Source organism: Tenacibaculum sp., assembly GCF_050290165.1.
Lineage (GTDB): Bacteria > Bacteroidota > Bacteroidia > Flavobacteriales > Flavobacteriaceae > Polaribacter.
This window is the reverse complement of record NZ_JBNKHD010000004.1, coordinates 91,473-115,790: the sequence shown is the minus strand read 5'-3', so window position 1 is coordinate 115,790 and position 24,318 is coordinate 91,473. Positions and strand designations below refer to the sequence as shown.

The window sequence follows — 24,318 nt, the reverse complement described above, 5'->3', positions numbered from 1 at the left end:
GATAATAAGTTTGGTTAGTTTTTGCGTGTAGATTGAGGGGTGCGCAATCAGACATTGTAAAATTAACCTCTCATACGAAGAGTAACCGCAATGAAAAACTCTTTTAAAAAAGTAGTTTCTCCTAAAAATTTTTAAATAGAATTACAGGTAGTAAAAAGGGGAAAATCCCCCTTGCAATTGAACATGAGAATACACTATGAACATACATAAGAATATACCCACATATTTTAATAACACGAAGTAATTTAAGCTTTTAAAAAAGATACTTTGAAGTCTAATATCTATGCTGTCAACTCTCTAAACAAACTCTCTAAATCTTTGTTTTCTGTGTTTAATCCTAGAATTTTCAACCCATTTTCTTGAGCGAAATCAAAAATTACAGGACGCATATCTTCTTCTGAGTTAAAGACAAGTGTCCAATTATTTTCTAAAGTGTTTTTAAAGGAAGTAATGTTAGGTAATCGTTTGATAAATTGCTCTTCTAACTTATAATCAAAAGTAACTTTAATTACCTGTTCGTTACTTTTTTTAAGATCCTTAAGAGGTTTATCTATTACTAGCTCGCCTTTATTTATGATTATTACACGATCACAAACTGCCTCTACCTCTTGCATAATATGCGTGGATAATAATACTGTTTTATCTTTTCCTAACTCTTTTATTAATTGGCGAATTTCAACTAATTGATTAGGATCTAACCCAGTAGTAGGTTCATCTAAAATCAATACTTCTGGATTGTGTAATATAGCCGCCGCTAATCCTACACGTTGACGATATCCTTTTGATAGTTGATTAATCTTTTTATGTGCTTCAACCGTTAAACCTACTTGCTCAATAACCTCATTTACTTTAGTCTTATCAACCTTATGCAACGATGCCTGAAACTGTAAATATTCCTTTACGTACATATCTAAGTACAACGGATTATGTTCTGGTAAGTATCCTATCTTTTTTTGAGCTTCGATAGGATTTAAAGTAACATCAATCCCACTCACTAAAACACTTCCTGCCGAAGGTTGAATAAAACCTGTTAAGATTTTCATCGTAGTTGATTTTCCAGCACCATTAGGCCCTAAAAAACCTACTATTTCTCCTTTATTAGCTTCAAAAGAAATAGCGTTTACTGCTTTTTGTGTTCCGTAAGTTTTTGATATTTCAGTAAGTTGTATTGACATTTATTTTTCTGATTTCAGCTGAATTTTAACAGCTTTTAAAATTGACGAATCGAGCTTTTTATCTTCAAAAATAACAAAGCCTAATTTTTTATAAAAACCAACGGGAGACTTATATACTTCATTATTTTCTTTAAGATAATTTTCTTCTACAATAACCCAACCATTTAACTCTTTATGCTTTCTTTTTACTTTTTCAATTATCTTTTTTCCTATCCCTATTCCTTGAATTTTCTTATCAAGTATCATTGCAAACCAACGTTCTCCTTCTCTTCTAAAATCACAATACCAACCTAAAAGGTTATTCTTCTTTAAAATAAGAATATGGTTTTTGTCTTTCAACGAAGATAAATACTTCTCAAAATCTTCAGTACTTTTCTGACAAATAATAAATGGATACTCTTGATTCCAAAGTAATCTAACTTGTTCTTTATAAAAAGAGTCTAATTGATTCGTTTCTTTGAATTCCATTACCTTTTCTCATAAGAAACGAAACTATAATCGTATTTATTTTTTTCGTCAGCTTTAAAATCTTCTCGAGCCACTTCTTTCCAAACAGTCTTATCTATTTCTGGGAAAAAAGCATCCGCCTCAAAATCTTGATGCACTATAGTTATATCCAATCGATCTACTAAGTTTTGTTCCAAGGCTTGTTTATAAATTTGTGCTCCTCCAATAATAAATGCATCTTTCCCTTCTGCTAACTCAATTGCATGCTCAATACTATTGGCTATAAAACATCCATCTTTAAAATAATCGTTATTTCTAGTAATAATAATTGATGTACGATTTGGCAATGGTTTTCCAATACTTTCAAAAGTATTACGCCCCATTAAAATATGATGCCCAGAAGTAATTTCCTTAAAGCGTTTTAAATCGGCAGGTAAGTACCAAATTAAATCATTATCTTTTCCTAAAGCATTGTTTTTTGCAATTGCAGCAATAAGTGTAATCATAAATTTTCATTGAAGGGTTTACATACTTTTAACCCATTCTTTAATGTATCCTGTAAGGTCTCTTTTCTCTGTAACAGCTTCATCTAGCCCTTCCGTTTTAATATTATCTACTAGGGTATGGATGGCTCTTAATACATTTTCATCATGTATGTCTGCTATTTTTTCGTAGAGAGCATCTTTTAAAACATCAATGTCTGTGGTCATTTTTTATAGAATTTAGCTGGTTTCTTACAAATTTACTAAACTAACTATAAAAAATAAAGTTAAATTATACAGCTACTATTCCTTTGATGTGCGGATGTGGATTATAATCAATCAACTCAAAATCTCCAAACGTAAAATCTTCTATATTCTTAATTTCTGGATTGATTTTCATCTTTGGAAGCGGTCTTGGGTCACGAGATAACTGTAACTCTAGTTGTTCCATATGGTTATTATAAATGTGTGCATCACCAAACGTATGAATAAACTCTCCTGCTTCGTAACCACAAACTTGGGCCACCATCATGGTAAATAATGCGTATGAAGCAATATTAAATGGTACTCCTAAAAAGATATCTGCACTACGTTGGTATAATTGGCATGATAGTTTTCCGTCAGCTACATAAAACTGAAAAAAAGCATGGCATGGTGGGAGTGCTGCTTTACCATTCGCTACATTTTCGGCAAATGATTTGGAAGTATCTGGTAATACCGAAGGATTCCATGCTGACACTAACATTCTACGGCTATTCGGATTTGTTTTTAAGGTTTCAATAACTTCTTTTAACTGATCTATCTCATCACTGTTCCAATTACGCCATTGATGACCATATACCGGACCTAAATCGCCATTCTCATCTGCCCATTCATTCCATATACGCACACCATTTTCTTGCAGATATTTAACATTTGTATCTCCTTTTATAAACCACAACAATTCATAAATAATAGATTTTAGATGTAACTTTTTTGTTGTTACCATCGGAAAACCTTCACTTAAATCAAATCGCATTTGGTATCCAAAAACACTTTTGGTTCCTGTTCCTGTTCTATCTCCTTTTTCGTTTCCGTTATCTAAAACGTGTTTTACCAAATCTAAATACTGCTTCATCCTTCTTCGTTTAATCGTTAAAATGTTGAACTACTTAACAAGGTAAAAATAAAAAAGCATCTACTAAAAAAGTAAATGCTTTTAAAATTTATATTAAGAAGTTATCAACTATGATTACGCCCAAATACAATTTCCGTTACTTTGGCAATAACCATAATCGCAAAATTCAAAACCGCTTGCAAACCTTGTGCAACACATGTTATTTCCTTTGCAATAGGTGTAACCTCCACCATTAATTTCGTTTTGTTCGTTTTTTGATAAAATTTTAATTCCGTTTAAATCTTTTAGTTTTTTCATTATAGATTAAATTTCGAGGGTTAATATTGACATAAATATATCAAAAAAACAATACAAACAAAACTATACCGCTAAAAAACAATGATTTACAAAAAACGGATTATTAAAATTACTTTATCCGATAATCATTCCTGCGATAGTTGCCGACATTAAAGAAGCAATAGTTCCTCCAATTAAAGCTTTCATCCCAAATTCTGATAAATTCTTACGTTGCCCTGGAGCTAATGAACCAATACCTCCAATTTGAATTCCAATAGAGGCAAAATTTGCAAAACCACACAACATGTAAGTTGCCATAATTACCGACTTATTAAACGTTAAGTGTGTAGCACTAGCTGCATTTTTTAACTCAGCTAATTGAATATAGCCAACAAACTCACTTGCCGCTAATTTAACTCCTAATAACTGTCCCATAAGCGCCATATCTTCTTTAGCAACACCAATCAACCACATTAACGGAGCAAAAACGTATCCTAAAATAAATTCTAATGACAACGCTTCGTAAGGAGTTGCACCAGCTATCAATTCATTTAAAGAAGTAAACTTCCAACTAATAGATTCAATTCCATCAAATCCTCCAAGAGTACCTAAAATTCCATTTATCATTGCAATAAAAGCAATAAACACTAATAACATTGCCGCAACGTTCATTGCTAAATTCAATCCTTCAGTGGTACCATTAGCAATCGCATCCAAGATATTTGACCCTATTTTTTCTGAAGATACCTGTACATTGGTATTTACTTCTTCTGTTTGTGGATATAGTATTTTAGAAATAATAATTGCGCCTGGAGCCGCCATTACAGAAGCTGCTAATAAGTGTTTTGCATATAACAATCGTAATGCTTCATCATCACCTCCTAAGAAGCCAATATACGCAGCTAATACCGCACCAGCAACCGTTGCCATTCCTCCTATCATTACTAATAAGATTTCAGAACGGTTCATTTTTTCTAAATACGCCTTAATTAATAAAGGTGCCTCAGTTTGTCCTAAGAAAATATTTCCTGCAACTGATAAACTTTCTGCTCCAGATATTTTTAATCCTTTCGATAATAACCAAGCTAATCCTTTTACAACCTTTTGTATAACACCTAAGTAAAATAATAAAGAGGTTAATGCAGAAAAGAAAATAATTGTTGGCAATACTTGGAAAGCAAAAATGAATCCAAAAGAATCCATATCAGCTACCAATCCGCTGAATAAAAATTCACTTCCTGCTCTTGTAAAGTCTAGCACACTTACAAATAAGCTTCCTATTAATTCAAACGTTTTTTGCACAAAAGGAATTTTTAAAACTCCAATAGCAATCAATAACTGAACAGCTAATCCTATCCCAACCGTTTTCCAATCAATACCTCTACGATTGGCACTAAATAAAAATGCTATAATTAACAACGAAACCATTCCTAATACTCCTCGCCATAAACTATGCATAGAAAACCCTTGACTAGGAATTATTTCACTCGCCTTTTGCTCTGCTTCTGCTGAAACAATATCTGAAACCACTTGAGGTTCTGTTGTAAACTTATACAACACATTTTTTTCAGAAAGTGTTAATGCTTCCTCTGTCAACTCTACCACATTATAATAACGAACGGTATCGTTTGGTTGTTTGTAATTAAATATTAACAGGTTGTTTTGGTGAATATAGTTTCCTGAAGCTTGTAAACTATCTTTTTCAACTAATGAGTAGTTAAAGTTTCCTTCTGACAGATTAAGAATATCTGCAGGATGTATCGTAACAATTGAGTCTCCTTCAGTTGTTGTGATTGATGAGAAATTCCACTTTTTTTCAATGCTTTGACCAAAAGTTATCATCGTAACGCAAAGCATTATGAAAGTAAATAGTTTCTTCATTATAAATGATTTTTATTAAGAACGTTTGCTGATTTCATCACGAATTTTAGCCGCTAATTCATAGTTCTCATTAGCTACAGCATCGTTAAGTTGTTCGTGTAATTCTTCTAAAGATAAGTGTGAATAATAATCGTCTTCTTTTTCTTGCCCCTCGTCTAAAGAAAATTCTATTTCGTCTTCTTCATCATCTGAATCCAAATCCTCTTCAATAGTTAATTCTTCATCCATTTTTAAATAAATACCTGCTTTATCTAAAATGTTTTCATAGGTAAAAATTGGCGCTTGAAAACGAACTGCTAGTGCAATTGCATCAGATGTTCGTGTATCAATCACCTCTTCAACACCTTCTCGCTCACAAATTAAGCTTGAATAAAACACGCCATCAACCAATTTATGGATGATTACTTGTTTGATTACAATAGAAAATCTATCCGCAAATGTTTTAAACAAATCGTGGGTAAGAGGTCTTGGTGGTTTAATTTCTTTTTCTAAGGCAATGGCAATTGATTGTGCTTCAAAAGCCCCTATTATAATAGGTAATGTCCTAGTTCCTTCCATTTCGCTTAGCACTAAAGCATATGCCCCACTCTGTGTTTGGCTATACGAAATTCCTTTTATAGTTAGTCTTATCAAGCTCATTTACAATCAATCATAAAAGCAAAAACTGTCTAAATTTAGGCTCTTCGCTTAAAATTTTAGACAGCCTTCTTAAGTGGGCACAATTTACTAAAAATTATGAGTTGAGCTCTAATTTCTAGAAAAAGAAAAAAATACCACTAATTTATGCTTGTTTAAACGCTTTTAATTTCTCTACTAATTGAGGTACTACTTCAAAAGCATCACCAACTATACCATAATCTGCAGCCTTAAAGAAAGGTGCTTCAGGATCTGTGTTGATAACTACTTTTACTTTTGATGCATTAATACCAGCTAAATGCTGAATTGCACCTGAAATACCAATGGCAATGTATAAGTTTGAGGCTACTGGCTTACCTGTTTGCCCTACGTGCTCACTATGAGGACGCCATCCTAAATCTGACACTGGTTTAGAACATGCTGTTGCAGCTCCTAAAACCTCTGCTAACTCTTCAACCATCCCCCAGTTTTCTGGTCCTTTTAAACCTCTACCTGCAGAAACAACGATATCAGCATCGGCAATTGTTACTTTTCCTGTCGCTCTACTAATACTTTCAGACTTTACTCCTAATTCTGGTAGTGCAGCATCAAAGCTTTCAGTTGATCCACTTACTGCATTTTCATGCGCTCCGTAAGAATTTTTAGCAACACCAACTACTTTTTTCTCTGTTGAAATTTCGGTATTGTTAAATCCTTTATTAGAAAATGCTTTTCTCTTAACTACAAAAGGACTCGTGCTACTTGGTAAAGCTACTGCATTTGAAGCATATCCTGCCTCTAAAGCTACTGCTACTAATGGTGCCAATGTTAATCCGTCAACACTAGAATCGATAATTACAGTGTTCGCTCCTTTTGCATCAGCAACTTGTTTAATAATTGAAGCATATGCTTTAGCATTAAACGAAGATAAATCGTTTTTTACTTCAACTACTTTCTCTGCTCCGTAAGTATATAATTCAGAAGCATCTCCTCCATTAATAGTCAATACTACTAAATCGCTTCCTAATTGTTCTGCTACTTTTTTTCCGTATGAAACAACTTCAAAAGCTGTTTTTTTGAATTTTCCTTCCGATGAATCGGCAAAAACTAATACAGACATATTTTTATATTTTAATTGTCATCAGGAACAAGTCCCAACAACATGATGTTAATTTTAAATTAGATTACCTTTGCTTCGTTGTGTAATAAATTGATTAAATCATCAACATTATCAACTAACTTTACTGCTCCTTTTGGTGCTGGTTTTTCAAAGTTTTGAGTTGATGTAGCCGCTGCTGCTCCAGTTGGTTCAACTACACTCAATGGCTTTTTACGAGCCATCATAATTCCACGCATATTAGGAATACGTAAATCTTTTTCTTCTACAATTCCTTTTTGTCCTGCAATTACCATTGGTAAAGTTGATGACACTTTTTCTTCTCCTCCATCAATTTCCCTACTTAATGTCACATTTGTTCCATCTACTTCAACTCCAACACATCCATTAACAAAGTTAAAATCTAATAAAGACGCTAACATCCCTGGAACCATTTGCCCGTTATAATCTGCAGATTCTTTTCCTGCTAACACTAAATCGAACCCTCCATTTTTAACAACTTCAGCTAACTCTTTAGCAACCATTAATCCATCAGTTGGTTCTGCATTTACACGAATAGCATCATCCGCTCCAATTGCTAATGCTTTACGCAAAGTAGGCTCTGTAGATGCCCCTCCGACATTCACAACCGTTACGCTTGCTCCTTGTTTTTCTTTAAACCACATTGCACGTGTTAAACTAAACTCATCGTATGGATTAATAACATATTGAACTCCGTTAGTATCAAACTTTGTATCGTTATCAGTGAAGTTGATTTTTGAAGTAGTATCAGGTACATGACTGATACAAACTAATATTTTCATATATCGTTGTTTTAAAGAAACTTAATTTTGTGCGACGAAGTTAAGGATTTTTTTTAATTTATTATGCGTGCATAATAAAATTTTTCCCTAACCTTAATCTGCCTCAAATTTAAGGTATTATTATCACTTAATCATTTGTTGTTTTAAAGCTACAATATTACTCGTATTTTTATTATTTTTGCACTCTTGATAAACAACTACTTATAAAACGTATGAAAACAGTACAATTTAGAGAAGCCGTTTGCGAAGCAATGAGCGAAGAAATGCGCAGAGATGAAAGCATTTATTTGATTGGTGAAGAAGTTGCTGAGTACAACGGAGCATATAAAGCCAGTAAAGGAATGTTAGACGAGTTTGGAGCGAAGCGTGTAATCGATGCTCCTATTGCCGAATTAGGTTTCGGTGGTATCGCTGTAGGATCTGCAATGAATGGTAACCGTCCTATTGTTGAATATATGACTTTCAATTTCTCATTAGTTGGAATTGATCAAATCATTAACAACGCTGCAAAAATTCGTCAAATGAGTGGAGGACAATTTAACTGTCCTATCGTTTTTCGTGGGCCAACTGCTTCTGCAGGTCAATTAGCAGCAACACACTCACAAGCTTTTGAAAGCTGGTTTGCTAACTGTCCTGGATTAAAAGTAATTGTTCCTTCTAACCCTTACGATGCAAAAGGTTTATTAAAAGCTGCTATTCGTGATGATGATCCAGTAATTTTCATGGAATCTGAGCAAATGTATGGTGATAAAATGGAAATTCCTGAAGGAGAATACATCATTCCTATTGGGGTTGCCGATATTAAAAGAGAAGGTACTGATGTAACTGTGGTTTCTTTCGGAAAGATTATCAAAGAAGCTTACAAAGCTGCCGATGAATTAGCTAAAGAAGGAATTTCAATAGAAATTATCGACTTACGTACAGTTCGTCCAATGGATCATAAAGCTATTTTAGAATCTGTAAAGAAAACAAATCGATTAGTAATTTTAGAAGAAGCATGGCCTTTTGGAAGTGTTTCATCAGAAATTACATTTAGAGTACAAGATGAAGCATTTGATTATTTAGATGCACCAATAAAGAGAATTACAACTGCTGACACACCTGCACCATATTCTCCTGTACTATTAGAAGAGTGGTTACCTAACGCAAACGATGTTATCGAAGCTGTAAAAGAGGTATTGTACCGCAAATAATTAAAGAAAAAAGAAATTGAAAATAAAATTAAAATCCTTTTGGCTTTCGCCAAAAGGATTTTGTAGTAAATAAATTAATGAAAAATCTGCTAGCTTTATTATTACTATTAATAACCAGCTCCTTATATGCTCAATTAACATTACAAGGAAAAGTAGTTGATGAGTTTAACACTCCTATACCCTATGTAAATGTTATTTTAAAAAACACCAATTATGGTACTACTACCGATGACGATGGTAAATTCTATCTAAAAACCAAAAAATATAGAGGTCTTCTCGAAATCTCATTTGTAGGATTTCAAACACAAACCATAAAAGTTAGCCAAAAAACTAAATTTTTAAACGTTGTTTTAAAAGAAGGAAGTAATGAATTAGAGGAAGTTATTATTGTTTCAAAACCTAAAAAACGTTTAAAGAAAAAAGAAAATCCTGCTTATCGTATTTTAAAAGAAATTTGGAAACGTAAAAGAAAAAATGGATTAGATTTAGTTGACCACTATCAATATAAAAAGAACACATCTATTGAAATTGGACTAAACAATTTAGACACTCTCTTTTTAAAGAAAATTTTTAAGAACGAATACAAACAAGCAATTAAAGAAGTTCAATACGACAGTGATGGTGTTAATTACTATATCCCTATCTTCTTAAGCGAACAAGTATCCAAGGTTTATGGCGATAATAAAAATGACCATATTCGAGAAGATGTAGAAGCAGAAAAATCAGACGGATTAGGTGCTCAAGGGTATGTTTTTGATCGAATGTCGAACACCTTTCAAAATGTTGATGTATTTAAGAACAACATCAATTTACTTCAAAAACCTTTTATCAGTCCTTTATCCACCAATGGTTTTGACACCTATGATTATGTACTATATGATAGTATTGTAGACAATGATAAAAAACTATACAATATTTACTTTTTCCCAAGACGTGATGGGGATTTAGCATTCCAAGGAAACTTTTGGGTAGTAGATAAAAATTTCTCTATCAAGAAATTAAAAATGAAAGTTCATAAAAGTATCAATTTGAACTTTGTAAGAGGCTTATCTTTTGAAAAAGAATTTGAAGTCAGAAATGATAGCATTTACATTCCTACAAAAAATGCCTATGAAGGTGATTTTACTTTTATTGACAAAAATGAAAGCAACAAAGGATTGACTATCAAAAAGAATATCACATATCAAGATTATATTCTAAACAACCCCTACCCTGAAGCTTTTTACACACAGAAAATAGTCAAGATAAGACCCGATCAGTATAAAAAAGAAAATACGTATTGGGACTCAATTCAAAGTAACGAAAGTAAAAAGACCCACAAACTGATTGAAAATGTTAAATCGAAAAAGCAAATAAAACATCTTACAGGACTTATAAACACAGTTGCTAGTGGCTACATTAACACTAACGCTGGTGTTCAAATTGGACCTTTATGGACTGCTTTTGCCAACAACCAAATAGAAGGGTTTAGAACCAAGATGGGATTTAGAACCTTTGTTACTAAAGACGACCGTTTTCGTTTAAGTGGCCATATTGCTTATGGGTTTAAAGACAAGAAAACAAAGTATGGAGCAGAGGCTCGTTATCTTTTATCTTACAAACCTAGAATTGCTATTGCTGCAGCTTACCAAAAAGATATAGAGCAACTTGGAAGCACACTATTTAACACTTCACAACTTTTAGGTAGAAGTTTTGGTACTACAGCATTATTTTCAAGAGGAGACAACTTCTTTTTATCAAATATTGAAAAAATAGCTTCTAATTTTGATTACCAAATTCAAAACAATTTACACGTTGGATTCAATTTTACACACGCAAGTATAAAGTCTGCTTCCGAAGAAAACTTCTCTATGGATTATATTGATAAAAGTGGAGTCGTTCAGTCACAAGTAACCGATGTAAACTCAGACATATATGTTTCTTATACTCCTGGAAGATTTGTATATGGTTTAGGAGTAGAAAGGCGATTCGGAACTAATGTTTTTCCTACATTCGTTTTAAATTACAAAAGAGGCTACAAAGGTTTCTTTAACGGAACTCATGAGTATGATAAAATACAGTTCAAATACAACCAACCTATCTTACTTAGTAAATTTGGAATCTTAGATGCCACTTTTGAAGCCGGAAAGACCTTTGGAACTGTACCGATAGCTTTATTAAGTCCTATACCTGCCAACCAATCTTTTTCTTTAGTTAAAGATACTTTTACACTACTTAATTATTACGATTTTGTTACTGATGAATATTTAGCAGGACATTTTGAACATCATTTTAATGGATATATTTTAAATAAAATCCCTTTACTAAAAAAACTAAAACTTCGAAGCTTAGTTACGTTTAGAGCTGCTTATGGTAACATATCTAAAGAAAATATAGCTATTAATGAATCTAATATTAATTATAATGCCCCTAATAAACTTTACTATGAGTACAGTGTTGGACTAGAAAATATTGGATATGGAAATTTACGTTTCCTTAGAGTTGATGCTATTTGGAGAAGCAATTATACACCTCCTGCTGGTTCAGTAGTTGCTCCTACTCCAAAATTTGCAATTCGCATAGGAATTAGACCCGGCTTATAATCATGTAATTAACCATAAAATAACCTGTATTTTTTCTTTGAAAAGCTAATAAATCACTACTTTTGCACACCGATTTTAGAAACGAAGAAAAGTTAATAGGATAGAATATATGACAGCAAAAGAAAGAAAAACAGTTGATGTTTTAATTGAAATACCAAAAGGAAGTAGAAACAAGTACGAATACGATTTTGATTTAGGAAAAATTCGTTTTGACAGAATGTTATTTTCTTCAATGATGTACCCTGGAGACTACGGTTTTATTCCTCAAACTTTAGCATTAGATGGTGACCCATTAGATGTATTAGTTTTAGGTGCTGAACCAACATTTCCAATGTGTGTTATGGAAGTAAAACCTATTGGTGTTTTCCACATGGCTGATGAAAAAGGTCCAGATGAAAAAATCGTTTGTGTACCAATGTCAGATCCAATTTGGAATAAATACAATGATATTACCGACTTAAACCCACACCGTAAAGAAGAAATCACTCACTTCTTCCAAGTTTACAAAGACTTAGAAAAAAAGAAAGTAGATGTTGGTGATTGGGGTAATGCTGATGAGGCTTATGAAATTTTAGACAAGTGTCTTGAGCGTTACGAAAACAGCGAACACAAAGCAAACGGAAACTTTACTATTTAATAGTAAAACCTACTATAAAAACTTTAAAACCTCTCAGTTAGTTCTGAGAGGTTTTTTGTTTAGTTATTGATTTTGTTATATTTACGAATACTTATAACTAATCAAATAACAAAAACATGAAACAAAACATGATGTATGTGCCAATAATATTGGCACTTTTAGGACTCATTTTTATGTACACAAAAATGGTCTGGGTTAGAAAACAAGATGCTGGAAATGATAAAATGAAATCCATTTCAAAAAGTATTAAAGAAGGAGCTCTTGCTTTTTTAGCTGCCGAATACCGATTGTTATTAATCTTTGTAATTATTGCCTCCTTAGCCTTATTTGGAATTTCTCAATTTGTAGACACCACAAGTATTATGATTGTTCCTGCATTTATTGTAGGAGCTATTTTTTCTGCCTTAGCTGGAAACATAGGGATGCGCATCGCTACGGATGCTAATGCTAGAACTGCCGAAGCTGCCAAAACCAACTTACCACAAGCTTTAAAAGTATCTTTTGGTGGAGGTACCGTTATGGGTCTTGGTGTAGCTGGATTGGCTGTTTTAGGCTTGAGCCTGTTCTTTCTTTTATTTGTTGGACAATTTATTTCTAATGAAGGTATTTTTTACGATGAGATGACCGTTGTATTAGAAACACTTGCTGGTTTCTCTTTAGGAGCTGAATCCATTGCTTTATTTGCCCGTGTTGGTGGAGGTATCTATACCAAAGCTGCCGATGTTGGTGCTGATTTAGTTGGTAAAGTTGAAGCTGGAATACCTGAAGACGACCCTCGTAACCCCGCTACCATTGCGGATAATGTTGGAGATAATGTAGGTGATGTTGCTGGTATGGGTGCCGATTTATTTGGCTCATATGTAGCAACCGTATTAGCTTCTATGGTTCTTGGAAACTATGTAATTAGAGACATGTCTGCAACAGCTCAATTCTCGGATGATTTTAACGGTATGGGACCGATATTACTTCCATTAGTAATTGCAGGAGTAGGAATTATTGCTTCTATTATAGGTACTTTTTTAGTGAAAATCAAAGACAACTCTGCAAAAGAAGCCCAAGTTCAAAGGGCATTAGATACAGGCAACTGGACAGCTATTCTACTAACCTTAATAGCAAGTTTCTTTTTGATTAAATGGATGTTACCAGAAACCTTACAAATGAATTTCTTTGGAGAAGGCATCAAAGACGTTTCTTCTATAAATGTTTTTTGGGCCGCTTGTATTGGTCTAGCTGTTGGTGCCTTAATTTCTGTAGTTACTTCATACTACACAAGTTTAGGCAAGAAACCAGTATTAAATATTGTTCAAAATAGCGCAACAGGAGCTGGAACTAACATTATTGCGGGTTTAGCTGTAGGAATGAAATCTACATTTTTATCAGTGCTATTATTTGCAACTGCTATTTATGGTTCCTACCATTTCGCAGGATTTTATGGGGTGGCACTTGCTGCATCCGCAATGATGGCTACTACCGCCATGCAATTAGCTATTGATGCATTTGGACCAATTGCCGATAACGCTGGAGGTGTTGCCGAAATGAGCGAATTAGAAGATCATGTACGTGAACGCACCGATATACTAGATTCGGTAGGAAATACAACTGCTGCAATCGGTAAAGGATTTGCTATTGCCTCTGCTGCATTAACAGCACTTGCCCTTTTTGCTGCGTATGTAACCTTTACTGGTATTGATGGAATCAATATTTTTAAAGCAAATGTATTAGCAGCCTTATTTGTAGGTGGAATGATTCCTGTAATTTTTTCTGCCTTGGCAATGCAATCAGTGGGAAAAGCAGCTATGGAAATGGTACATGAAGTACGTCGTCAGTTTAGAGAAATCCCTGGAATTATGGAAGGAACTGGCACACCTGAATATGCAAAATGTGTCGACATTTCTACCAAAGCAGCTTTAAAAGAAATGCTATTACCAGGATTAATCACTATTATTACTCCTATTCTTATCGGAGTCGTTTTTGGACCAGAACCTTTAGGTGGATACATGGCTGGAGTTTGTGTATCTGGTGTAATGTGGGCGATCTTTCAAAACAATGCTGGTGGTGCATGGGATAATGCTAAAAAGTCATTCGAAGCAGGAGTAGAAATTAATGGCGAAATGACCTACAAAGGTTCCGATGCTCATAAAGCCGCTGTAACAGGTGACACAGTAGGTGATCCTTTTAAGGATACTTCTGGACCATCCATGAATATCTTAGTTAAATTGACATGTTTAGTTGGATTGGTAATTGCTCCTATTTTAGGCGGACATACTTCTTCTGAAATACCTGAGGAGACTGAAACACATGAAATAACCTTAACAACTGATGCTGTTACCCCTACAGAAGTACTATCCGAGAATATAGTAAAAGTTACTATTGAAAAAAATGAAGACGGAACCGCTAAAGCTACCATAACTACTACAACAATTGAAAATGGTGAAGAAGTAATCACAGAGGAAATTTTTGAAGGTACTTTGGAAGAAGTAGAAAACAAAATTAAAGATTACGAAAATGCTAGAACAGAAAACAAAACTGTTAAAAAAGTAGTAAAACAAATAGAAGAAATTGAGAAAAAAGAATAGCACTCAACTCTTATAAAACCTAAGCCCGATAGTAGTATTTCTATCGGGTTTCTTATTTTTGTACGATGTCAAGAACTATCCGTATTTTTTCTATAGATGACCCAGAGGTGTTTAAACAAAAACTCTTTGTTTGGACACAACAATTTGAAACTGCTATTTGGCTAGATTCGAACAATTATGAGCAACAATACAGTTCTTTCGATTGTGCTTTGGCTGTAGAAGAATTCACCTCGATCAAAACTGATTATCATGGTGCTTTCGATCAACTAAAAGAATACCAATCTTATACTAAAGATTATATTTTTGGATATATTTCATACGATGTTAAAAACGATGTTGAAAAACTATCTTCTGCTAATTTTGACGGATTGCATTTTCCAGATTTGTATTTTTTTCAACCTCAAAAACTAATCTTTATCAAAGGAGATACTGTTGAATTTCAGTATTTACATATGGTTGATGATGAGTTGGAGGAAGACTTTGAAGATATTATTGAAACAAATCCAAATCTTACTTCAAACAGAAACAATAATTTCCCACAGGAAAACGACATCAAAATAAAACTTCGTATTCATAAAGATGAGTACCATCAAAAGGTTGAAAAAATTTTAGAACATATTCATCGAGGTGATATTTATGAGGCTAACTTTTGTCAAGAATTCTATGCAGAGAATACAATTATTAATCCGTACGAGGTATACCTTCATTTGAATAAAATATCAGAACCTCCTTTTGCTACCTTTTTCAGAAATGAAAATCTTTACTTGCTATCTGCAACACCAGAACGATATATTAGAAAAGAAGGTTCAAAAATTATATCACAACCCATTAAAGGAACTGCAAAACGTTTAATTGACCCTATTGAAGATGAAAAAATTGCATTTGATTTAGCACGCGATGAAAAAGAACGTTCAGAAAATATTATGATTGTTGATTTGGTACGCAACGACCTATCTAGAACTGCTAAAAAAGGAAGCGTTCAAGTTGAGGAGTTATGCAAAGTGTATCCATTTAAGCAGGTATATCAAATGATTTCTACTGTAGCCTCAGAAATTGAAAACACCACACACCCGGTAGATGTTATAAAAGACACTTTTCCTATGGGAAGCATGACAGGGGCACCCAAAATATCCGCTATGGAAATTATTGAAACTTTAGAAGAAACTAAACGAGGTTTATACTCTGGAACTGTGGGTTACTTTACTCCTAATGGTGATTTCGATTTCAATGTAGTTATACGAAGTATTTTATATAATGCCGAAAATAAGTATATTTCTTATTCTGTAGGAGGAGCGATAACTTCAAAGTCTACACCAGAAAAAGAATACGAAGAATGCTTATTAAAAGCCAAAGCTATGAAGTATGTACTAACACATACTAATAAAAGTTAACTATATTTATACAATTAAACAAAAAGAACAAACTATTCCAAAAAATGAAAAATACTATCAAACTTATACTTTTTATTACTGTTATTACAACTGTAGCTTCTTGTAAAGTAAATAAATACTCTTTTTTAAGTGATTATCCAGCTAAAACAGTTCCGTTAATCGACAGTACCAACTTCAGTAATCATGTAGAAGGTAAATTGTTAACCAAACAACAGCAAGAACTTTTAAAACTTCCTTCTATTTTTGAAGAGCAACTCAACGATGAAAATGCGAAAATTGGTATTTCATATCTTCCGAAATTATCAGAAAACTTTCAATCAATAGTATACTATTTTTACCCAAACAACAACGAACTTATATCGATGTTGGTTAATTATGATGACCAGTTTAATATCATTAACAGTCAAATATTGGCTTATGATGAAATAGCTGAAGGTATGCTTAAAACTACCTCGACTCTTGATAAAAACAACATTAAGTTAGTTGAATATATTTCAGACACTCCTTCTACTATTATTTTTAATATATTAGAAGATGGTAATATTACTAGAGAATAATGACACATAACATTTTTACATTCAACTTCCATAAAACTGAGTTTTTTGGGCAATATTGGCAACCTGAAACAGTAAAAGCCGTAGTTGTTATTGTTCACGGAATGGGTGAGCATTCTGGAAGATACGAACATGTTGCCACTAAATTGACCGACAACGAATACGGTGTAATTGCTTTTGACCATTTTGGGCATGGAAAAACAGCAGGGAAAAGAGGGCATAATCCAGGTTTTGATTATGTCTTAGAAAGTATCTCTAAACTGATTGATAAAGCTATTGAAGTTTTTGGTGATAAACCTATCTTCTTATACGGTCATTCCATGGGAGGTAACGCTGTAATTAATTACACGCTTAGAAAAGAGCATAACTTAAAAGGTACAATAGCTACAAGTCCATTTTTACGATTAGCATTTCAGCCACCTGCATGGAAATTGTCTTTAGGTAAAGTCATGCAAAAAATAGCTCCATCCATAACTTTAGGAAATGAGTTGGATGCCAATGATGTATCTCGTGATTTTGTAGAAGTAAAAAAGTATATTGACGACCCGCTAGTTCATGATCAAGTTAGTCCTAACTTTTCCTTGTCATTTATTGATGCTGGAGAATGGGCTATTGAAAATGCCTCATCATTAAAAACTCCTATGCTACTACTTCATGGTACTGGTGATAAAATTATTGATTATAAAGGTACCGAAACCTTTGCTAACAATACTTCTAAAGCTAGTTTAAAGCTCTATGATGATGCATACCATGAATTACAAAACGACCTGTGTAAGGAAGAAATGTTACAAGATGTTGTAAACTGGTTAAACTCTCAGTTATAACAGTTATTTTCCCTCTTTTATGACTGAAGAATTAGCAAAACATATTGATAATTATTTTCCTTTTTTAAAAGAGAAAAAACTGCTTATTGCTATTTCTGGTGGTGTTGATAGTGTTGTATTAACTCATCTATTTCATAAACTGGGTTTTACTATTGCTTTAGCTCATTGTAACTTCCAATTACGAGGAGACGAAAGTCATTTAGATGAAGAATTTGTCAAAAACTTAGGGAAAGAACTATCTATTAACACATTCACAACCCGTTTTGACACTAATGAATTTGCTATCAATAATAAATTATCAACACAGTTAGCAGCTAGGGAGTTACGTTACACTTGGTTTCAGCAATTAATTGAAGAAAAAAACTTTGACTATATACTAACAGCACATCATGCTGATGATAATTTAGAAACTTTTTTAATCAATTTTACTAGAGGTACAGGTTTAGAAGGCTTAACAGGTATTCCTCCCATAAACGGAAACATTGTTAGACCTATGCTTACTTTCTCTCGTGATGAAATCTTAAACTTTGCTAAGAAGAATAATATTGAGTGGAGAGAGGATAAAAGTAATGCAGAAACAAAATATCTAAGAAATAAAATACGACATCAGATATCTCCTACATTAAAAGAACTGAACCCCAACATCTTAACCTCTTTTAATAAAACGATTGACCATTTGAATCAATCTCAGCAAATTATCAATGATAAAATAGAAGAAATTAGTACTGAAATCCTCACAAAAGAGGATGATTTGTTAAAAATAAATATTGAAAAACTGTTAAAATTTTCAGATCCAAAAGCGTACCTCTACCAGCTACTAAAGCCTTATAAATTCACGGAATGGGACGATGTTTATAGCTTAATTTATGCGCAATCTGGTAAACGGATTTTAACAAAATTTTATACTTTGTTGAAAGACAGAGATTTTTTATTACTTTTACGCACTAATGAAAAAAGTTCATTAACTGATGAGCATTTCATTTTAAGGGAGGGAAACAATAAAATTACAACGCCAATTCAACTGTTGTTCGAGAACGTTCACACAAAAACGACTATCGACAATAACAGTATATATGTTGATAATAAATTACTTAGTTATCCATTAATCCTTAGAAAATGGAATGCCGGAGATTTTTTTTATCCTAAAGGAATGTTAGGACGAAAAAAAATTAGTAAGTATTTTAAAGACGAAAAGATATCTGTAATAGACAAAAACAAAATTTGGTTACTCTGTTCAAGTAAAAATGAAATTATTTGGATAATTGGAAAACGACAAGACAGACGCTTTTTACCAACAGAGGAAACAACCGAATTATTGAAAATTAGTATTTAATTAACCCCATCAAACTACATAGAATGAAAAAATTCTTTACTCTATTTTTATTACTGGTAGGTTTATCGGTTTATTCTCAATCCGACGATAACCCGGTAGTTGTAACTCCTTCTGTCGAGAAAATCTCGGACACAGAATATGATTTAATTTTTAACGTGCAAGTAGCAGAAGACTGGCACTTATACTCTCAATATAACCCAGATGGTGCTTCTTTACCAATGGTTATTTCCCCAGCTGAAGGGCAAACTGGCTATGGTTTAAATGGAAAAGCTAAGGAGAGCGAAACTGAAACAGAATTCAGTGAAATTTGGGGAATGGATGAAACTTTCTTTGTTGAGGAAGCTAAACTAGTCCAAAGAATAACTGTAGAGGATCCCTCTTTAACAACTGTAATTTTAAACTTTAAAGCTCAGGTTTGTAAAGAGTATTGTTTACCTTTTGATGAAGATTTTACATTCTCTTTAACTGGTGAAAAAGTTTCTCAAACAGTTGCAGAAGTAGACGATAAAAGTAAAGAGTTATCTCAGTCTTTAAACTTAGACTTAAAAAATACTGTTTTATTAAAAAGCTCAACTGAATCATCAGAAGATGAAAAAGACAATACTTTATTAAACATCTTCTTATTAGGGTTTGTTGGTGGATTGTTAGCCTTTTTAACTCCATGTGTATTCCCTATGGTTCCTTTAACTGTATCTTTTTTTACAAAGCGTACTGAAAAGAAAGGTAAAGGAGTTGGTAGTGCAATTTTATATGGTTTCTTTATTGTATTAATCTACGGATTAATCAGTCTTCCTTTCCATTTCTTAGATACGTTAGATCCAGAAATCTTAAATAGTATATCAACTAATATTTGGTTAAACTTATTCTTCTTCGTTATTTTAATATTCTTTGCGGGTTCATTCTTTGGTTTTTACGAATTAACCTTACCTAGTTCTTGGAGTAACAAAGCGGATAGCGCATCTAATATCGGAGGAGTTATTGGTATCTTCTTTATGGCTTTAACCTTAGCTATTGTATCATTCTCATGTACAGGTCCTATTTTAGGTTCTTTATTAGCAGGTTCTTTAAGTGGAGGAGCTATGCAATTATCAGTAGGAATGATTGGTTTTGGTTTAGCTTTAGCATTACCATTTGCTTTATTTGCAATGTTCCCTAACTGGTTAAATACTTTACCAAAATCTGGAGGTTGGTTAAATTCAATTAAAGTTGTTTTAGGATTTATTGAATTAGCTTTTGCTTTCAAATTTTTATCAAATGCAGATTTAGTTGGTCACTGGGGATTATTAAAAAGAGAAATCTTTATTGGTATCTGGGCTTTTATAGCATTATTAGTTGCTTTATACTTATTTGGTATTATAGGAAAACGATATGGAAAATTAACATTCTTTAGAGTGTTAATGGGTCTTGCTTCATTAGGATTAGCTGTATATTTAGCTCCAGGTGTTTTAGAAAAACCGATGTGGAATCAAAATAAATTATTAAGTGGTTTTGCACCACCTCAATTCCATAGTATCTATCAACAAGACAACCACTGTCCATTAAACTTAAATTGCTTCAAAGATTTTGAAGAAGGTATTGCTTATGCAAAATCAGTTAACAAACCTGTTTTGTTAGACTTTACAGGATGGGCATGTGTAAACTGTCGTAAAATGGAAGAAAATATTTGGAGTCAACCTAATATCTATTCTTTAATCAATGACGATTATGTATTAATCTCATTATACGTTGATGACCATCAAAGATTATTACCTGAAGAAGAACAATTCGATTTTATCAAATCTAACGGAAAGGTAAAAAGAATTAGAACTTATGGTGATAAGTGGGCTACATTACAAGCTGCTAATTTTAAAACAGCATCTCAACCATTTTATGTGTTAATGAGTCCTGAATTAGAGGTATTAAATTCACCTCAACAGTATACAGATCACGCAACTTACTATAATTGGTTAAAAACTGGTTTAGACCGTTTTAACAACAACTAATAAATAGTACTTATAATATCTACAAAGCCTCTTTAAAAAGAGGCTTTTTTTATACTGTGAAAAAACATAACTTATTGCCTACTGCATCTTATACATCCCACATCGAACTACTTTTTTCTCATTTTTTCCTATCTTTAACAGAAAGAGAAAAATATGCTAGTAAAAGTCTATGGAAGTGCTGTTTTTGGTATTGAAGCAACTACCATTACTGTAGAAGTAAACATCGATAAAGGAATAGGCTACCATTTGGTTGGATTACCTGACAAAGCTGTTAGTGAAAGTTCTTATAGGATTTCAGCAGCACTCACCAATAACAACTACAAACTTCCAGGAAAAAAAATCATTATTAATATGGCTCCTGCTGATATCCGTAAAGAAGGTGCTGCCTATGATTTAACACTAGCTCTAGGAATATTAGCTGCTTCTAAACAAATTCAATCATCAAATATTGAAGAGTATATCATTATGGGAGAGCTTTCATTAGACGGAAGCTTACAGCCCATAAAAGGAGCTTTACCCATTGCTATTAAAGCTCGTGAAGAAGGTTTTAAACATCTCATTATACCAAAAGAAAATGCCAAAGAAGCTGCTATTGTAAATGACCTAAATGTGTTAGGAGTTGATAACATTATGGAAGTTATTAATCATTTTAATGGTGACGAGCTAATAGAACCTACAGTGGTGGATACTCGCGCTGAATTTTACAAACATATTGATTTTCCTGAATTTGATTTTGCTGATGTGAAAGGGCAAGAATCTATTAAACGTTGTATGGAAATTGCCGCGGCTGGTGGTCATAATATTATTTTGATTGGACCTCCTGGTGCTGGAAAAACTATGTTAGCAAAACGACTTCCTTCAATATTACCTCCTATGACCTTGCATGAAGCGCTAGAAACAACCAAAATACACTCTGTAGTTGGTAAAGTTAAAAATACGGGGTTGATGTACCAACGCCCCTTCCGCTCACCTCATCACACAATTTCTGATGTAGCATTAGTAGGTGGAGGACAATATCCTCAACCAGGTGAAATATCATTAGCACATAATGGTGTTTTATTTTTAGATGAGCTTCCAGAATTTAAACGTACTGTTTTAGAGGTTATGCGACAACCTTTAGAAGATAGAGAGGTTACCATTTCAAGAGCTCGCTTTACGGTAAACTACCCCAGTAGTTTTATGCTAGTAGCAAGTATGAATCCAAGTCCATCAGGATACTTTAACAACTCCGATTCTCCTATAACCTCCTCTCCTGCAGAAATGCAACGCTATTTAAGTAAAATATCTGGTCCGTTGTTAGATAGAATTGATATTCATATTGAAGTAACTCCTGTTCCTTTCGATAAATTATCAGAGAGTAGAAATGGTGAAAGCAGTGTTGATATTAGAAAACGTGTTACGGATGCTAGGGAAATACAAACAGAACGATTTAAAGAATTTGAAAACATTCACTACAATGCACAAATGAATGTAAAACAAATACGGGAGTATTGTAAACTTTCTCAAGAGAGTAAAGAGTTGTTAAAAATAGCCATGGAAAAATTGAACCTTTCTGCACGTGCTTATGACAGAATTTTAAAAGTATCACGCACTATTGCTGATCTAGTACAGTCAAAAAATATCGAATCAGAACACATTACCGAAGCAATTCAATACAGAAGTTTAGACCGTGAAGGTTGGCTTAATTAACATGAAAAAAAAAGAAACATACTGTAGAGCTATTAACGATAAAAACATTAAAAGGAAACCAACTTGGTTTTTAAACATACTTATTGCTTTTGATCAGTTAGGAAATGCTTTTGCCAAAGGAAATCCCGACAATACAATTTCTGCTCGCATTGGTTTTTTTATGCATCACGAAGAAGGAGACCCTTCTAAATTTTGGGAGCTACTAGAAAGCGTAGTTAATTTCACTTTTAAACCTATAGATGGTATTGAGCATTGCTTTGTTGCTTACTGTCATGATAAAAACGAAGTATACCAAAAAGCTGATATCGTTTCTAAAATCATCTTATTCATTTTTGTTGTTGTATTTTGTGTTTCTTTTTTAATTGTTATTGTTCGCATAGTTGCCTTTATTTTTCCTGGAGTAAAATCTCAATACGAAGAAAATGGTAAAGAAATCTCACTAAAAACTATCAATATTTTACGCAAAGAACACTGCAGTGAGTATTAATATTTTTTTAACACGTATTCTTTGAATAATATTTATAAATTTACCGTTTACTAGAAAAATTTTATAGATGAAAAAATTTATTTACACATCACTATTTGCATTAGCTCTTGTAGCATGTAGCAAAGAATCAAAAGATTACGTCACTTTCTCTGGAAAAATAACCAATAAAAATTCAGATTCTGTTGTAATATCAAATCCACAATTTCAATTTAACAGAGTTATAAAAGTTGATGAAAACGGGATGTTTAAAGACACCATGAATGTAAAAGGTGGTTTCTATAGATTTTTTGATGGTAAAGAATATGCGACTTTGTATTTAAAAAATGGAGCCGATATTAATATGTCTCTAGATGCAAATGAGTTTGATGAAACAATCAACTTTACGGGTGAAGGTTCTAAAGAAAGTGCTTTCTTAGCTCAAGCTTCTTTAAAACAAGAAGAATTATTTGGAGACAAAGAATTAATGGATTTACCTGAATTGGATTTTAGAGCTAAAGTTTCTTCTTTTGTTGATGGATTTAATAAAAATATAGATGCAGCATCTTTAGATTCAACTTTCGTTGCCAACCAAAAGCAAAGTATTACTGGTTTAGAAAAGTACTTAACAAAGGTGTACAACGATAAACAATACTTAGCTAAAACATTAGCGACTGGTAAAGAGTCTCCAAAATTTGTTGATTACGAAAACCACAAAGGAAACACTACTTCTTTAGATGATTTAAAAGGTAAGTATGTATATATCGATATGTGGGCAACTTGGTGTCAACCATGTAAAAACGAAATTCCTTTTTTAAAGACTGTAGAAGAAAAATATCGTAAAAAAAACATCGAGTTTGTAAGTATTTCTGTTGATAGAGAAAAAGACTACGAAACTTGGAAAAAAATGGTAACTGATATGGAATTAGTAGGAGTTCAATTATACTCTAAAGGAGATAAAACTTTTGCTGATGCATATAGAGTAAACAGTATTCCTCGATTTATTTTATTAGACCCAGAAGGAAACATTGTAGACGCAAATGCACCTAGACCTTCTAGCCCTAAATTAATTGAGCTATTTGAGTCTTTAAAAATGTAATCATTTAAGATAAAAATATATTACAAAAAAATCCCGCAACGATGTTGCGGGATTTTTTATATACATTGAAGAAAAAATAAAG

22 protein-coding genes are annotated in these 24,318 nt (G+C 32.9%); 12 read left to right on the top strand and 10 right to left on the bottom strand.

Annotated features, from left to right (window positions below):
• Positions 1–281: 281 nt before the first annotated feature.
• The 10 genes from gldA to ACQY6M_RS05615 form a co-directional block, all read right to left on the bottom strand.
• Positions 282–1,175 (bottom strand): gliding motility-associated ABC transporter ATP-binding subunit GldA, encoded by an 894-nt coding sequence (gene gldA / locus ACQY6M_RS05660; protein ID WP_428741376.1) that lies wholly within the window; start codon positions 1,173–1,175, stop codon positions 282–284.
• Positions 1,176–1,643: a GNAT family N-acetyltransferase gene (locus tag ACQY6M_RS05655; protein ID WP_428741377.1), complete on the bottom strand. Its 468-nt coding sequence runs from the start codon at positions 1,641–1,643 to the stop codon at positions 1,176–1,178. It abuts the gene before it with no gap.
• Positions 1,643–2,128 carry a dihydrofolate reductase gene (locus tag ACQY6M_RS05650; protein WP_428741378.1) on the bottom strand — a complete coding sequence of 162 codons (486 nt, stop codon included), beginning with the start codon at positions 2,126–2,128 and terminating at the stop codon, positions 1,643–1,645. Before ACQY6M_RS05650 ends, ACQY6M_RS05655 begins: the two co-directional genes overlap by 1 nt.
• Positions 2,129–2,146: 18 nt before the next feature.
• Entirely contained in the window at positions 2,147–2,332 is a 186-nt protein-coding gene (locus ACQY6M_RS05645; RefSeq protein WP_428741379.1) for a hypothetical protein, read from the bottom strand.
• A 64-nt stretch (positions 2,333–2,396) separates the two neighbouring features.
• Positions 2,397–3,221 (bottom strand): thymidylate synthase, encoded by an 825-nt coding sequence (locus tag ACQY6M_RS05640; RefSeq protein ID WP_428741380.1) that lies wholly within the window; start codon positions 3,219–3,221, stop codon positions 2,397–2,399.
• A gap of 114 nt (positions 3,222–3,335) precedes the next feature.
• On the bottom strand, positions 3,336–3,518 hold the full coding sequence (locus tag ACQY6M_RS05635; protein ID WP_428741381.1) for a hypothetical protein: 183 nt from the start codon (positions 3,516–3,518) through the stop codon (positions 3,336–3,338).
• Positions 3,519–3,632: 114 nt separating this feature from the next.
• Positions 3,633–5,378 carry a NupC/NupG family nucleoside CNT transporter gene (locus tag ACQY6M_RS05630; RefSeq protein ID WP_428741382.1) on the bottom strand — a complete coding sequence of 582 codons (1,746 nt, stop codon included), beginning with the start codon at positions 5,376–5,378 and terminating at the stop codon, positions 3,633–3,635.
• Positions 5,379–5,393: 15 nt separating this feature from the next.
• Positions 5,394–6,017: a bifunctional nuclease domain-containing protein gene (locus ACQY6M_RS05625; RefSeq protein ID WP_428741383.1), complete on the bottom strand. Its 624-nt coding sequence runs from the start codon at positions 6,015–6,017 to the stop codon at positions 5,394–5,396.
• 142 nt (positions 6,018–6,159) lie between these two features.
• Positions 6,160–7,113 (bottom strand): electron transfer flavoprotein subunit alpha/FixB family protein, encoded by a 954-nt coding sequence (locus ACQY6M_RS05620; RefSeq protein WP_428741384.1) that lies wholly within the window; start codon positions 7,111–7,113, stop codon positions 6,160–6,162.
• 59 nt (positions 7,114–7,172) lie between these two features.
• Entirely contained in the window at positions 7,173–7,913 is a 741-nt protein-coding gene (locus ACQY6M_RS05615; protein WP_428741385.1) for an electron transfer flavoprotein subunit beta/FixA family protein, read from the bottom strand.
• Between the two features lie 212 nt (positions 7,914–8,125).
• Here ACQY6M_RS05615 and ACQY6M_RS05610 point away from each other — a divergent pair, with 212 nt between their 5' ends.
• From ACQY6M_RS05610 to ACQY6M_RS05555, 12 genes are all read left to right on the top strand, one after another.
• Entirely contained in the window at positions 8,126–9,106 is a 981-nt protein-coding gene (locus ACQY6M_RS05610) for a pyruvate dehydrogenase complex E1 component subunit beta (RefSeq protein WP_428741386.1), read from the top strand.
• A 77-nt stretch (positions 9,107–9,183) separates the two neighbouring features.
• Positions 9,184–11,688 carry a DUF5686 family protein gene (locus ACQY6M_RS05605; protein ID WP_428741387.1) on the top strand — a complete coding sequence of 835 codons (2,505 nt, stop codon included), beginning with the start codon at positions 9,184–9,186 and terminating at the stop codon, positions 11,686–11,688.
• A gap of 109 nt (positions 11,689–11,797) precedes the next feature.
• A complete protein-coding gene (locus ACQY6M_RS05600; RefSeq protein WP_428741388.1) occupies positions 11,798–12,325 on the top strand; it encodes an inorganic diphosphatase in 528 nt (175 codons plus the stop codon).
• A gap of 116 nt (positions 12,326–12,441) precedes the next feature.
• The gene (locus ACQY6M_RS05595) at positions 12,442–14,901 is read left to right on the top strand and encodes a sodium-translocating pyrophosphatase (RefSeq protein WP_428741389.1); all 2,460 of its coding nucleotides are present in this window, start codon (positions 12,442–12,444) and stop codon (positions 14,899–14,901) included.
• Positions 14,902–14,966: 65 nt separating this feature from the next.
• Complete coding sequence (locus ACQY6M_RS05590) at positions 14,967–16,292, top strand: anthranilate synthase component I family protein (protein WP_428741390.1); 1,326 nt, start codon at positions 14,967–14,969, stop codon at positions 16,290–16,292.
• Between the two features lie 44 nt (positions 16,293–16,336).
• Positions 16,337–16,849, top strand: coding sequence for a hypothetical protein (locus ACQY6M_RS05585; protein WP_428741391.1), 513 nt, complete (start codon positions 16,337–16,339; stop codon positions 16,847–16,849).
• Positions 16,849–17,670, top strand: coding sequence for an alpha/beta hydrolase (locus ACQY6M_RS05580; protein WP_428741392.1), 822 nt, complete (start codon positions 16,849–16,851; stop codon positions 17,668–17,670). Before ACQY6M_RS05585 ends, ACQY6M_RS05580 begins: the two co-directional genes overlap by 1 nt.
• Before the next feature lie 19 nt (positions 17,671–17,689).
• Positions 17,690–19,003: a tRNA lysidine(34) synthetase TilS gene (gene tilS, locus ACQY6M_RS05575; RefSeq protein ID WP_428741393.1), complete on the top strand. Its 1,314-nt coding sequence runs from the start codon at positions 17,690–17,692 to the stop codon at positions 19,001–19,003.
• Between the two features lie 23 nt (positions 19,004–19,026).
• Entirely contained in the window at positions 19,027–20,985 is a 1,959-nt protein-coding gene (locus ACQY6M_RS05570) for a protein-disulfide reductase DsbD family protein (RefSeq protein ID WP_428741394.1), read from the top strand.
• Between the two features lie 153 nt (positions 20,986–21,138).
• A complete protein-coding gene (locus ACQY6M_RS05565; protein ID WP_428741395.1) occupies positions 21,139–22,674 on the top strand; it encodes a YifB family Mg chelatase-like AAA ATPase in 1,536 nt (511 codons plus the stop codon).
• 1 nt (position 22,675) lies between these two features.
• The gene (locus ACQY6M_RS05560; protein ID WP_428741396.1) at positions 22,676–23,161 is read left to right on the top strand and encodes a hypothetical protein; all 486 of its coding nucleotides are present in this window, start codon (positions 22,676–22,678) and stop codon (positions 23,159–23,161) included.
• Between the two features lie 67 nt (positions 23,162–23,228).
• Positions 23,229–24,236: a TlpA family protein disulfide reductase gene (locus ACQY6M_RS05555; protein WP_428741397.1), complete on the top strand. Its 1,008-nt coding sequence runs from the start codon at positions 23,229–23,231 to the stop codon at positions 24,234–24,236.
• Positions 24,237–24,318: the final 82 nt, after the last annotated feature.